This is a genomic window from Deltaproteobacteria bacterium (genome assembly GCA_022340465.1).
Lineage (GTDB): Bacteria > Desulfobacterota > Desulfobacteria > Desulfobacterales > B30-G6 > JAJDNW01.
Genome location: JAJDNW010000117.1, coordinates 1 through 13215 on the forward strand (window position 1 = coordinate 1; position 13215 = coordinate 13215).

At 56.3% G+C, this 13215-nt stretch carries 9 protein-coding genes and 2 pseudogenes; 8 read left to right on the forward strand and 3 right to left on the reverse strand.

Annotation, left to right across the window (positions count from 1 at the left end):
* Positions 1–6: 6 nt before the first annotated feature.
* Positions 7–465, reverse strand: a complete 459-nt coding sequence (locus LJE94_16265; GenBank protein MCG6911659.1) for an Lrp/AsnC family transcriptional regulator — start codon at positions 463–465, stop codon at positions 7–9.
* A gap of 253 nt (positions 466–718) precedes the next feature.
* Between LJE94_16265 and LJE94_16270 the strand changes: the two are divergent.
* The 8 genes and pseudogenes from LJE94_16270 to LJE94_16305 all read left to right on the forward strand — a co-directional run bounded on the left by LJE94_16270 (position 719) and on the right by LJE94_16305 (position 10971).
* Positions 719–2146 (forward strand): annotated as a pseudogene (locus tag LJE94_16270) (trimethylamine methyltransferase family protein).
* A gap of 118 nt (positions 2147–2264) precedes the next feature.
* A pseudogene (gene mtbB / locus LJE94_16275) lies at positions 2265–3680 on the forward strand ([dimethylamine--corrinoid protein] Co-methyltransferase).
* Positions 3681–3723: 43 nt separating this feature from the next.
* Complete coding sequence (locus LJE94_16280) at positions 3724–5187, forward strand: trimethylamine methyltransferase family protein (GenBank protein MCG6911660.1); 1464 nt, start codon at positions 3724–3726, stop codon at positions 5185–5187.
* A gap of 10 nt (positions 5188–5197) precedes the next feature.
* Positions 5198–6499 carry an aspartate aminotransferase family protein gene (locus LJE94_16285; protein MCG6911661.1) on the forward strand — a complete coding sequence of 434 codons (1302 nt, stop codon included), beginning with the start codon at positions 5198–5200 and terminating at the stop codon, positions 6497–6499.
* A gap of 283 nt (positions 6500–6782) precedes the next feature.
* The gene (locus tag LJE94_16290; GenBank protein ID MCG6911662.1) at positions 6783–7916 is read left to right on the forward strand and encodes a spermidine/putrescine ABC transporter substrate-binding protein; all 1134 of its coding nucleotides are present in this window, start codon (positions 6783–6785) and stop codon (positions 7914–7916) included.
* Positions 7917–8108: 192 nt separating this feature from the next.
* Entirely contained in the window at positions 8109–9017 is a 909-nt protein-coding gene (locus tag LJE94_16295) for an ABC transporter permease (protein ID MCG6911663.1), read from the forward strand.
* A complete protein-coding gene (locus LJE94_16300) occupies positions 9014–9826 on the forward strand; it encodes an ABC transporter permease (GenBank protein ID MCG6911664.1) in 813 nt (270 codons plus the stop codon). Before LJE94_16295 ends, LJE94_16300 begins: the two co-directional genes overlap by 4 nt.
* A gap of 2 nt (positions 9827–9828) precedes the next feature.
* Positions 9829–10971: an ABC transporter ATP-binding protein gene (locus LJE94_16305; protein MCG6911665.1), complete on the forward strand. Its 1143-nt coding sequence runs from the start codon at positions 9829–9831 to the stop codon at positions 10969–10971.
* A 148-nt stretch (positions 10972–11119) separates the two neighbouring features.
* Here the strand turns inward: LJE94_16305 and LJE94_16310 are convergent, their stop codons facing one another.
* Complete coding sequence (locus LJE94_16310; protein MCG6911666.1) at positions 11120–11962, reverse strand: EamA family transporter; 843 nt, start codon at positions 11960–11962, stop codon at positions 11120–11122.
* Between the two features lie 231 nt (positions 11963–12193).
* A complete protein-coding gene (locus tag LJE94_16315) occupies positions 12194–12853 on the reverse strand; it encodes a phytochelatin synthase (GenBank protein ID MCG6911667.1) in 660 nt (219 codons plus the stop codon).
* Between the last annotated feature and the right edge of the window lie 362 nt (positions 12854–13215).

Here is a 13215-nt window from a genome sequence, read left to right on the forward strand (position 1 = left end):
AACCGTTCAGGTTCCTGGGATGCCGAAACGCCAGTTGTTTTTCAGATACCTCACCGTTATGGAGGTCTCGACTTTTAAGACGCCGTCGATCTTATTGATCTTGTCGATAAGCGTTCCAAATTCCTTCTGCGTGTTGACAAAAAATTCGGTGTCGTAATCGGTGGCGCCGCTGAGTTGGGCGATATACCAGAGGCCATCCAAACTCTCCAGGGCCTTTCCGACCTGTTCCATTCTGTTGTTTTCGGCCTTGATCTTCACATTGCCGAGGATGCCGGATTTGGTTTTCTGCGGGTTGACAATGGCCACCACCTGCATCTGTTTCTCCTTGATCAACTTCTGCAGACGGTTGCGCACCGTGGCCTCGGAGACGTTCAGTTGTTTGGCGATTTCCGTGTTGGGAATGCGACCGTTTTGCTGCAAAAGGCGGGTGATTTCATAATCGACATCTTTGTTCTGATTCGCCATGTCTCCCTCCGCGACGCCGTTCATGGTATAAAAGTGGAACAAAACTACCATAGCCCGCCCGGGGCGTCAATTAATTATTCGTAAATCGTTATTCTATTTCGCACATTTCACACTAAATGTTTAATCATATTCGCAGTAATTTATTGACATTCGCAATAATTATAGTTTATATTTTTCCAATCCAAAATGATAATTCAAATCCAATTTGAAGGAGGCGCACCCAATGAAAAGAGGTCCGACAGCCGGAACATGCATGAACACGGGGTGGGGGCTGAAAACGCTTACGCCGGACGCCCTGGACAAAATCCACGCCGCCACACTGGATGTTCTGCTATCCACCGGCGTGCGGGTCGATTCCCCGGAAGCCCTGGGTATCCTTGACCGGGGGGGATGCTGGGTCAACCGGAAAACAGGCGTCGTGCGGTTCCCCGAGCACATCGTCAAGCAAACCCTGGCCTTGTGCCCCAGCCAGATCCTGCTCGCCGGGAGGGATCCTGAAAAAGATTTCATGATGGGGGGCCGTGAGGTGGGCTTCACCACCTTCGGCACCGGGGTTCAGGTCGAAGACCTGGAAACCGGGGAAATAAGGGATTCCACCAAGCAGGATGTGGCCCGCATCGCCCGCATCACCGACGCCCTCGAGCACATGGACGTGCTCTCGTCGCCGGTGGAAGCCAGGGACAAGCCGGCATCCTCTCACGACCTCCACATGTTCGAAGCCGTCCTGATGAACTGCACCAAACACTATGCCTGCGAAGCCCAGGACGGCCCGCGCATGACAACCATGATTGAAATGGCAAAAGTTGTCGCCGGCGGCAGGGATGCCCTGAAACGAAGGCCCATTTTTTCCATGAGCGCCTGCCCCACAAGCCCTTTGCAACTGATCGAAGAGGCCGCCGATGTCATCGTGGTTTCGGCAAAAAACTGGATCCCCATCAACGTGCTCAGCATGGTGATGGCCGGCGCCACCAGCCCCATATCGGTTTCCGGCGCGCTGGTTACCCACAATGCGGAGGTGCTGGCAGGCATCATCCTGGCCCAGCTGACCAACCCGGGAGCACCGGTCATTTACGGCAGCTCCTCCACGACTTTTGACATGCGCTATGGCACCGCCGTAGTGGGCGTCCCGGAAATGGCCATGATCAGTGCCGCGGCCGCGGACCTGGCCAACTACTACGGGCTGCCCAGTTACGTTGCCGGCGGGTAGGCTGACGCCAAGATACCGGATGCCCAGGCAGGCCACGAGAAGACACTCAGCGCGCTTCTCCCTGCCCTGGCCGGAGCCAACCTGATATACGGACCGGGAATGCTCGAGATGGGCATGACCTTCAGCTTCGGCCAACTGGTCATCGACGATGAAATCGCCGCCATGGTCAAGCGGGTCGTCCGCGGCGTGGGCTTTGACGACGAACTGATGGGCGTCGAGCTGATCAAGGAGATCGGCATCGGCGGTCATTTTCTAGCGGAACGTCACGTCATGGACCACCTGGCGACCGAGCAGATTCAGGCCACCATCATCGACCGTCGTGTCCGGGAAGACTGGCTTGCGGATGGGGGCCGGAGCCTGCGGCAAACGGCCAATCGGAAGGCTGTCGATCTCCTGGAGACCCACCGGCCGGAGCCGCTGCCGGAAGAAATGGTGAAAGAATTGAAGCGAATCGTTAAAAAGGCGGAAAAATAAACGGCTTGAAAGCACAAAGGCACAAAGATCACAGAGATTATAATTATATTTTTTCTTCGTGTCCTTTGTGTCTTTGCGGTTGGGAATATGTCTGCGTTCGATAGCGAGGAGACTGTCCATGTCGAAAAAAATCATGTGCCGAATGGGTGACGGGGAAAGGGTGTGGCTCACCCCTGAAGAAATCAAAGAGGACATCCTGCGGGGGACCCAGGATGCAGCCGAAAGGGCCAACATACCCGCGCTGACCGCAGAGGAATGCGAGCGGCTGTTCGACATCATCGCCGATCCGGCCAGGGTGGTCGGCGTCGAACCGGGAGAGGAAGTGATCATCACCGACGATGCCGTGAGCATGCTTTTCTATGCCGACCAGGAAAACAGCGGCCAGGGTCTCCCCATGAGCCGGACCCAGTCGCTGCTGGCCTACGAAAGGGCCTGTGCCGCCGACACCATATCCATCGGGCACACCGACTACAGCTTCAAACAGGTCAAGCCCATCATCAACTACGAAACCCAGGAGTACTACAACGCTTCCCAGGTGACCACGGCACCGTTTTTTTACGGTTCGCAACCCAACATGGGCCTCTATTTTCAGCCCGACGGTCCCCACCCCAACCCGGCCGAACTGCTTCCCCAGGGAAAGATAACAGCCGCCCTCGAAGCCCAGGAAATTGCCATGGAGCACCTGTGCGAGGACCTGGTTTACATCGGCAAACAGATGAATGCCGTGGGCTGTGAAGGCCTCAATTTCGACACTGCGGCGTCAGCAGGGGACGCCGATTTCAAAGCCACCCTGGAGGCGGTGGCCACGCTGAAAAAGTCGGCACCGAACATGGCCATCGAAGTGGGCATGTCCTCTGAGTTCGTCATGGGCATGCACGGAGAGATGACCTATGACGGGCGGCGATTGGCCGGCCTGTACCCCCACGAGCAGGTCAAGGTGGTGGAAAAAGCCGGCGCCGACATTTTCGGGCCGGCCATCAATGTCAATACCAGCGAATCGATCCCCTGGAATCTCGCTCGCGCCGTTACCTTCGTCAAGGAAACTGTGGCCGTGGCCGACATCCCGGTCCACCCCAATGTGGGCATGGGCGTCTGCGGCGTACCCATGTTCGAAGTTCCCCCTCTGGATGCCGTTACCAGAGCCTCCAAGTCCCTGGTGCAGATCGGCAAGGCTGACGGCTTGTAGGTGGGCACCGGCGACATATTCGGAATGCCCACCGCACACGTAATGGCTTCAGCCATGGGCGGCATCCGGACTGCCGGAGATCTGGTGGCCTGGATGCAGATGACCCACAGAATGAAAATAGATCAGGCCAAAGCCTACGTGGCGGACAAACTGGGGGTCGAACTGATCGCCCTGACCGACGAGGAGATCATGCGCGAGGTCAGGGAAGACCTGGATATCGGCATCATCACTTCGGTGTCCGGCAGCGCCAAGGGCATTGCCGCCAAGTGGAAGATTGCCGAACTGCTGGATATCGAAATCAATTCCGTCAACCATTTCAAGGCAAAAATCGGAGTCCTGAATAAATAACCACAAGGGCAAAGAAAGAAAGCCGAATGGAACTAAAAATAGGATACGCTCAATGACCTCCGTCGAACCCGTTATCGTCGACAAGGAAATGCGGATCAACATCATGCGGCAGGAAGCGCTCGAACAGCTGCACCTTGCCACCCAGGAGGTGCTGGCGAAAACCGGCGTCCGGTTTCCTTTGCCGGCGGCCCTGGCAATCTTTGCCGATGCCGGCGCGGATGTCGACGAAAATAAACAGACGGTCAAAATTCCGCCGGACCTCATGATGGAGGCGCTCTCCAGGGCGCCGCGGAATATCCGCCTGGGCTCACGCGGGGAGGCGTCCCTGGACCTGATGCTGGACGGCAGCCGATCCTACTGCGGAACGGGCGGGACCGGTACGGCCACCGTCGACCCGGGATCAGGCGCTGCGCGTCCTTCCACCAAGGAGGACACGGCCATGATGGCCCGCGTGGCGGATTACCTGCCCTCCATCGGCTTTTACTGGCCCATGGTGGCCCCCCTGGACACCCCCCAGGAACTCCTGCCGCTGCACGAAATGCAAGCCTCTTTTCTGAATACGGAAAAGCACGTTCTGACCGCCAGCTGCGTCGGCAGGGCCAACGCCTGCGCGGCGGTGGAAATGGCCCGGGCCGTAGCCGGCAGCACCGAACAGATGCGACGCCGGCCGCCGCTTTCCGCCATCATCAGCCCCATATCTCCCCTGAACAACGACGCCGAAGCCCTGGAGGCGGCCTTGCTGTTTGCCGAAGCCGGATTGCCAGTGGGTTTTGCCGCCATGCCGGTCATGGGCTCCACGGGGCCGGCTTCCATCGCCGGCACCCTGGTCCTGGGAAATGCGGAGATTCTGAGTGCCATATGCCTGATGCAGCTGGCCTTCCCGGGAGCGCCCGTCACCTATCCGCTTTTTTCGGGGATGATGAACCCCTATACCGGTGATTGCGTGGTCGCCACCCGCTGCCGGTACCCCTTTTATGCCGCCACCACCCAACTCGGCCACTACTACGGCCTGCCGGTCATGTCCTCCTTTGGCGGCAGCGACCTGCGGGACCCGTTCTGCTGGCAGGTCGCCAAGGAAGACGCTGTGGATGCCTTTTATATCTATGCCACGGCGCCGGACCTGCTCCCCTGTGTGGGGATGATGGAAACCTACACGCTTCTTCACCCCGAAAAACTGATTCTGGACGACGATGTCATCCAATCCGTCCGCAGCATGTTCCATGGCATTCCCGTCGATCCCGAAACCCTTAATGTGGAAGAGATCGGCCGCGTCGGGCCCGGCGGACACTTTCTGGACACGGCCGGCACCCTCAAAAACCTTCGGGGCCTCTGGAATCCGGGCATCCGGCACCAGTGGCTGCCCGGTGAGGGGAAATTCGCCGACACGGCAGCCGCCGCACGGCAAAAAATTAAATGGATACTGGACAACCATGTACCCAAACCGCTGGATACATCCAGTCAAAAAGAACTCGAACAAATCATCAAGGTTGCCGAAAAGGCATTGTAAGGAGGAACTTATGCTAAGTGGAAAGAAATCAAGGGAAATGTTCCAACGGGCACTCGCGTGTATGCCATCCGGTGTGAATTCCAACTACCGCTACTGGGGGGACGACAAATCTCTGGTGTTAAAGAAAGGCGAAGGCGCCTATATTTGGGACCAGGACGACAAACGTTACATCGACTACCGCCTCGGGTTCGGTCCGGTCATTCTGGGCCACGGCTATCCGGCGGTGCTGGAAAAGGTGAAGGAGGCCATGTCCATCGGCAACATATACGCGATGACCCATGAATATGAAATCAAAGCCGCCGAAAAGATCAAACAAATGACCGGTGTGGATCTTGTGCGTTATGCCAACTCGGGCACCGAAGCCACCATGCACGCCATCCGGATCGCCAGAGCCTACACCGGCAGGGACAAGATTCTCAAGTTCGAAGGACACTATCACGGTTTTCACGACGCCGTTTTGTGGAGCACATTCCCGCCGCTGTCATCGGTGGGCTACCGCCGTGCTCCGATTAAGGTTCCCCAGGGTTCCGGCATGCCTCAGAATCTCGGCGACCTGGTTCATGTGGTTCCCTTCAACGACGAGGAACTGCTGGAAAAGAAGGTCAAGGCCTGCTGGGGGGAAATCTCCTGCATCATTATGGAACCCATCATGGGCAACTGCGCCTCGGTAATGCCCAAAAAAGGCTTCCTCGAATTCGTACGCAGCCTGTGCGACGAGTACGGCATCGTCCTGATTTTCGACGAAGTCAAAACCGGCTTCCGCATTGCCAAAGGCGGTGCCCAGGAATATTTCGGCATCCGTGCCGACCTGGCCACCTACGCCAAGGCGCTGGGCAACGGCTTTCCCATCGCAGCCATCGGCGGGAAAAAAGAGATCATGGGCGACATCGGCTTCCTGAAAATACCGCACGGCGGTACATACGCCGGCAACGTGGTGGCCACATCCGCCGCCTGTGCAACGTTGGACGAACTGGAAGCCGGTGCCCTGGACAAAGTCGATGCCCACGGCACCCGTTTGATGAACGGCTTCAACCAGGTGCTCAGCGATCGCGGCGTCGCCGGCTTCGTGCAGGGGCCGCCGTCCATGCCTGCCATCGTATTGACCGAGGAGCCCGGTGTCTTCGACTACCGCGACGTGGCCGCCAGCAACCATGAGGCCTACGCTGAGATCATCTGGAAGCTGTTTGAAAAAGGCGTCATGCCGGACTCGGGCGTCCACGAACCGTGGTTCATCTCGGCGTCCCACACCGACGAAGACGCAGACAGGACCATTCAGGCGTTCGACGAGGCCGTCAAGGAGGTGCTCTGCTGATGCCTGTTTCCTTGCGAATGCATCCGGTCCGGGCAAGGCGGCGGCAATAAAAAGCTTGATTAATCAGTGCGTTCGTGAAATCATTCCCAGAATCAATTCGCGGACCCACTGCGGACCCACTTCCGCTCTTAACTGATGACAAGCACTGTTCACCCGTGGTCATGAAGGAGGTGAGATCAACTATCTGCCACACATTTGTCGGCCGCACCATCGGCCATAAAATCACATCTATTCGCTTCGGCAGGGTGTATGCAAGCCTGCCGGCAGAAAGGAGAGGGAACATATGAAGAGGGTAACGATCATTAAAGGCAGTCTGATACTCCTGCTCAGCCTGGTGTTCATGCTGGGTATACTTTCCAACGCTTTTGCCGCCGGCAAGTACAAGGATTATCCGGTGCCCAAATCGTGCATGGACCAGGTGCGCAAGGAGGGCAGCGAACTATTCATCTACGACTGGGCCGAGTGGTGGCCCGACGAGCTCTTCGAAAACTTTACCAAGGAATTCGGCGTCAAGGTCATCCGCGACCACTACGCCGACACCGAAGAGATGGTCACCAAACTTAAACTCAATCCCAATGCCCCGTATGATCTCGTTCTGGGGGCCGGTCCGTCCGACGCCGTGCGGCTGCACGAGATGGGCCTGCTCAAGGGACTGACCCATGCGTGGCTCCCCAACATGAGCGCCTACCTGAAAGACGAATACAAGACGTTGTCTTTTGACCCGGGCAATAAATTCCAGTTTGCGGACTCCATTTTCTACACCACCTACACTTACAATTCCAAATACGTCGATCCAAACGATCCGCTGTTGGGCTCTTGGGGACTCCTGTTCAAGGGTGAAAAATACAAGGGCAAAATCACCATGATCGACAATGCCCAGGAATCCATCGGGGCGGCTTTGAAATATTTGGGTTACTCCTGGAACAGCGATGTCGAAAGCGAGCTCATGGAAGCCAAAGCGCTTTTAATGGCACAAAAACCACTGCTGGCCGCCTACGACTCCTGGCCCAGCCGCCTGCTCAAGGATGAAGACGTATGGATCTCCCATCTGTGGATTGGAGACAGCTGGTGGCTCGCGCGCGACAAACCGGAAATCAAGGGCGTCATGCCCAAGGAGGGCACCTACTATGCCGGCAACACCGGTTTTATTCCCAGGGGATCCAAGCACACCGCAGCGGCCCATCTCTTCATCAACTATATTTTCCGCACCGAGGTCAATGTGCTGCTGGTGGGAACGATCGGATACCCGCCGGTTCACAAGCACACCATGGAATTCATGTCCGATGAAATGAAGGCCTGGCCAGGCTTTATCATCGACAAGGCTTACCAGCGCAAGTGCGACACCTTTGACCGCCGCCTGGTTGAGGGCAAAGGCAAAGAACTGCGTGACAAGATCTGGGAAGATATCAAGAAATAACCGCTGCCATCGCATGATTACGACGCGGGGATGCCGGCTGAGAGAGCGTCATCCCCCGTTTTCATGTTATCTCAATAAATTCGTTATGCCTAAAAGCGAATAACGAAACACTTATTCGTAAAACGCTTTGCTCGTTCATTCGAAGCAAACCGCACAATAACTTATGAACTGAGCTCAACCGTGGAGTTCTATATGCAAGCGTTGGATGACGCAGCCGCTTCGAGGGCCCAGGCCACCAAAAGGGAAAAACGCAAACTGGCCTTGGAAATCAGCGCCTACTTAAGCCCTATCATCATTATCGTCGGTGTTTTTGTCTTCGCCCCCTTGGCCATTATCCTGTTCTTCAGTTTTTTGAAATCAGGACCCTACGGCCAGATTGTCTACCAATTCACTCTCGAGAACATCGTCGCCATTTGGGGTGGTGGATACGGCAAGGTTTTCCTGAAATCGGTCTACCTGGCCTTTCAGACGAACCTCCTTTGCATCCTGTTCGGATATCCCATCGCCTACTACATCACCCGCTTCGGCGGAAAATGGAAAACGTTGTGGATATTTCTGATCATTGTTCCTTCGTGGTCCTCCTACCTCATCCGTTTGTATGCGCTCAAAACGCTGGTGGGAACCAAGGGGACCATCAACACGTTTTTAATGGATATCGGCCTGATCTCCGATCCGATCCAGATTTTGTACACCAACTTCGCCGTAACCATGGCTTTGGTGTTCGCCTGGCTGCCCTTCATGATCCTGCCTATCTATGCAGCCCTGGAAGGTCTGGACCCTTCGGTTCTGGAGGCAGCCGCCGATCTCGGCGCAACGCCCTTTCGCCGATTTTTCCGGGTCACCCTGCCGTTGACCCGCGGAGGGCTTCTGGCCGGATCCATACTCGTATTCATCCCCACCGTCGGCGAATGGCTGGTGCCGCACATATTCGGGGGATCCAAAATCATGATGGCCGGGTCCCTGGTAGCCCACAAATTCACGGCCGTGGGCAATATCCCCCAGGGCTCCAGCCTGGCGATCATGCTGGCAGCCACCCTGGTCCTGATCCTCTACCTCATCATTAAATGGGGCGGCAGGGAAGCCCTGGAGAAGGCCCTATGAAAAAGAAGAGAATCGCATCGAAAATCCTGTGGGTACTGAGTATATTGACCCTGATCTTTCTCTGGTCGCCAATGATTCTTGTGATTGTCTACTCTTTCTCGAACAACAAGTACGGCTCCTCCTGGGAAGGTTTTACCTTGAAATGGTATGCCAAACTCATCTCCAACGACCAGGTCCGGGATGCCCTCATGCGCAGCCTGATCGTTGCCGGTGTGACCGTGGTCGTCTCGACCCTGATCGGGACCATCACGGCCTACGGCCTCTACAAGCTCGATTTCAAAGGTAAGCAATTTTTGAGAACATCCATTCTGCTCCCCATCGTGTTCCCTTCGGTGGTCACCGGCAGCGCCCTGCTGGTTTTCTTCACCCGACTGGTTCACATCCCCCTGGGATACCCCAGCATCATCATCGCCCATATCGTGTTCTGCTCGCCCCTGGCGGTGTTCATCATCCTGGGCAGGATGCAGCGGTTTGACTGGTCATGGGAGGAGGCCGCGCTCGACCTGGGGGCCACACCGGCCAGAACATTTCTCCGGGTTACGGGACCCCAGCTTCTGCCGGCCATTATGGCATCGGCCATGCTGATCTTTCCCTGGTCATTCGACGATTTCGTCATCACCTATTTCGTGGCAGGTGTCGGCAGTACGACACTGCCCATATATGTCTTCTCGCAGCTACGCTTCGGTTCGACACCGGTCATCAACACCATCGGGACCCTCTTTGTCACCACTACCATGCTTGGCCTTTTTCTGGTGCATTTGATCCAGAGAATGCATACAGGCAACCACACAAGGAAAGGAACAAATTGAAGATGAGCGGTTTAAATGCCGACAGCAACGCAAACCAGTCGGATATTTGTCTCGAATTAAAGGATGTGGTCAAACAATTTCCAGGTGTTACCGCCGTGGATCACATCAGTTTGGAAATAGAGGAGGGTGAAATTTTTTCGTTTCTGGGACCCAGCGGCTGCGGCAAATCCACCCTGCTGAGAATCGTGGCCGGTCTGGAAAATCAGGATCAGGGGGACGTGCTGATCGGCGGGAAGCTGGTCAACGATCTGCCGCCCTATAAACGGGACTGCAGCACCGTTTTCCAGAGCCATGCATTGTTCCCGCACATGACCGTCTTCGACAACATCGGGTTCGGCCTGGTGGAGCGAAAAATACCAAAACCCGAAATAAAGCAACGCGTTCAAAATAAAATCAATCTGGTCAACCTTGGAGGGATGGAAGACCGTTTTCCCCATCAGCTCAGCGGCGGGCAGATGCAGCGCGTCGCTCTAGCCAGATCGCTTGTCCTGGAGCCCACGGTTCTGCTTTTGGACGAACCCCTGGCGGCCCTGGATAGAAAATTGCGCAAGGAGATGCAGGTCGAGCTCAAACGCATCCAGCGTGAGGTGGGGACCACCTTTCTGAACGTCACCCATGACCAAAAAGAGGCCCTCAGCCTCTCCGACCGCATTGCCGTCATGAAAAAAGGCAAGCTGCTGCAAATCGGGACACCCGACGAAATTTACGAAACGCCCCATACGCGGTTCGTGGCATCTTTTATGGGGGCTTCCAACATATTCTCCGGCAGGGTTGTCGGGGCACGTGACGGCATGTTGACGTTCAAGTCCGACGTGGGATTGCAGGTGGCCCTCCCGGAATCCAACGACATTCCGGCCGATCAGATCACCGGCTTCTCCGTCCACCCGGAACTCATCGACCTTTCACCCGAAGGCGCCGATACACCCGCCGCCTGCAGTGCGACGGACGTTTCGCTGCCGGGAACCATTAAAGAGGTCTTCTACCTCGGTGACTTCAGCGAAATGTCGGTGAAAATCGACGACGCGGATATCAACCTTACCGTTTACATGACGAGAGGGTGGAGCGGCCCCAAGATGAAAATGGCCGAAGGGCAGCGCGTGGTCGCCCTGTGGTCCGCCGCAAGCATGAACCTTTTAGTGGATTGACTGCACGAGATGCAGAAAATTCACCCGGCCTCGACCAGTAGCGGATTACCGCACCACACCGGCTTTCAAAACATCCGAAAAAAGATTCTTCATAATCTCCATGGATCGCTCCGTATTGAATGCCTGCTGTTTTCCATTATAAGGCGTATCACCCTATGTTGATCAACAACACGGCCACACTCGCCAGCGCCAGGAATGCCCAGTTGGCCGGGTAAAGCCTCTCTCGCCAGATCACCAGGCTGGCCAAGGTGGTGACGGCAATTACCCCCAGGCCCAAGGTTGGATAGGCGACGGAACCCGGAATGTGCTCCAGAGCACGGACCCAAAAATAGGTGGCCAGGACGTTGGTTGTGCCGAGCACGGATCCCCAGAGGAGGCATTGCCGGCTTGGAGTGGAACCCTTGAAAAAATTAGGCAAGGTCAGGAACAATGCCGTACCAAAGATAGTGGCAATGAACGCGTTAGGATCGGCGGCCGGTTCCAGTTCAGCCTGCACCTTGAAGGCGAAGTCGGTCAGGCCGTACGCTGCGAACAGCAGCAATCCCCAGATCATCCCCCGCCAGGCTTGATTGAGATGCAACGGTTCCTTATTTGCCAAGGGCAGGCACATGATTGCCAGCACGATACCCAAAATCTGGAAAGGGGATACCTTTTCGGCGAAGATCATCAGGGACCCCAGTGTGGGAAGTGCCGCCGATAGCCGCATCAGTGTTGTGGACAGTGCGAGTCCGCCGACTTCGATGGCTCGATTAAAGAGCCATAGGCAAAGCACGTACATGATTCCAACGAAGACCCCCAGGAACCAGATGAAAGCTGAATTGAATGCCAGGGTTCGCCAGGCACCCCAGCCTATCACCCCCACACTGCACACCAGATAGTTTGTGGCCAGAAACTGACCGAAATTGAGCTTTCTCGCATTTGCGATCTTCATGGTCATCGCCACACCGCTCGAGAAAGCGATGGCCAGAGAAAGGAGTGAGATGTGATTCATTCCGAGTGCACCAGGATCCTTAGCGTAGGGGTAACCGCTTTTTCATCAATGCCTTGTAGCCCAAGAAATCAATAGAAATTTTCACAACCAATGCCTATCTCTAAAGATCAACGAACCGACCATTCTTGAGATTTCGCTACATCCGCATTACGATGCCATTGTCAAAAAAAATAGACCGCCTGTTCCTTATCTCATATACCGCCTGAAATCGAAGAAATTTTACACAGATGATTACAGGCGGATGTAAACATACCCGCCCCCGGTGTAGCCAAAGGGGCGCAAGATGTGATGGTAGTTGCTCGCCATGCCGCGGTAGAAGGTATCGAAGTCGATGCGGTAGGGATGGGCCACTTCGGCATCCACGTCCAGCACGGTGACCTGTCCGCTGTGCGGATCGAAGGCGCCCACCGGTGAGATGTGGGGGATGTTGAGGGCGGGCAGGAAGACCCCCTGGTCGAAGTGGACGATGATCAGCCCGCTGCCGGCGGTCTGAAAACCGTGCAATCGCCGACGCAGACGCCGACGTACGCTTTGGGCCGGCCCGGGCCGGCGTGGGGCTGCAACCGTCTCGACTTCGGCGGTCCGAATGTCGTAGGCCGCAAGAGCACCGCGCACCACTTCGCCCAGCAGCGCCAGTGGCAGGCCGCGGCGCCCGTTGTGCCCTCCGGGGCCCATGCGCGCCTTCCAGTGGCAGGCAGTCACCCGGTCCAGAATTTCTGTCTGCCGCACGGGCCGCGAGTCGCTGCCGCCTACTTCCCGCAGGGCGTTGATCACCGTAGCCACCGAAGCCACCGAACAGGCGGCCTCGTTGAACTGCTTGACATAGTGGCGCCAGAGGGCCTCCTGCAGGGTGCCGGCGGTGACCCCCGGCGGGTTTTCGGTTACCGGCACGGCCCGCCGCGGCCCGAAGGACCCACCGCCCGTGAAACGACGAAGGCCGTAATCCACATACAGACAAGCCCGTAGCAGCTTGCGGCGCAGTTCCATCAGCCCCCTCCCGGTACCCGGGCCGCCCTACAGATCAGCGGAAAGATAGACATTTGGTTTTGCGATCGTTGAATATGCCAAAAAGTTGCTTGTGCGTCAACACAAAGGCGATTTCCGTCAGCACTGTGGCTTCTTCCGGGAGTGCGGGGTGAATCGCTATTTTCATTCGTGATGGTGAAAAAATGTTTCCTCGAACCTACCAATTGAGCTATGTTGACCTCAACGTTGCAACCTCGAGGTTGATGAACCAATGCAAACCGAACGCA

Excerpts from the sequence above, each read along its gene's own strand:
- LJE94_16285 (MCG6911661.1), top strand. The coding sequence starts at position 5,198 with ATGCTAAGTGGAAAGAAATCAAGGGAAATGTTCCAACGGGCACTCGCG.
- LJE94_16305 (MCG6911665.1), top strand. The coding sequence starts at position 9,829 with ATGAGCGGTTTAAATGCCGACAGCAACGCAAACCAGTCGGATATTTGT.
- LJE94_16300 (MCG6911664.1), top strand. The coding sequence starts at position 9,014 with ATGAAAAAGAAGAGAATCGCATCGAAAATCCTGTGGGTACTGAGTATA.
- LJE94_16265 (MCG6911659.1), bottom strand. The coding sequence starts at position 465 with ATGGCGAATCAGAACAAAGATGTCGATTATGAAATCACCCGCCTTTTG.
- LJE94_16310 (MCG6911666.1), bottom strand. The coding sequence starts at position 11,962 with ATGAATCACATCTCACTCCTTTCTCTGGCCATCGCTTTCTCGAGCGGT.
- LJE94_16295 (MCG6911663.1), top strand. The coding sequence starts at position 8,109 with ATGCAAGCGTTGGATGACGCAGCCGCTTCGAGGGCCCAGGCCACCAAA.
- LJE94_16290 (MCG6911662.1), top strand. The coding sequence starts at position 6,783 with ATGAAGAGGGTAACGATCATTAAAGGCAGTCTGATACTCCTGCTCAGC.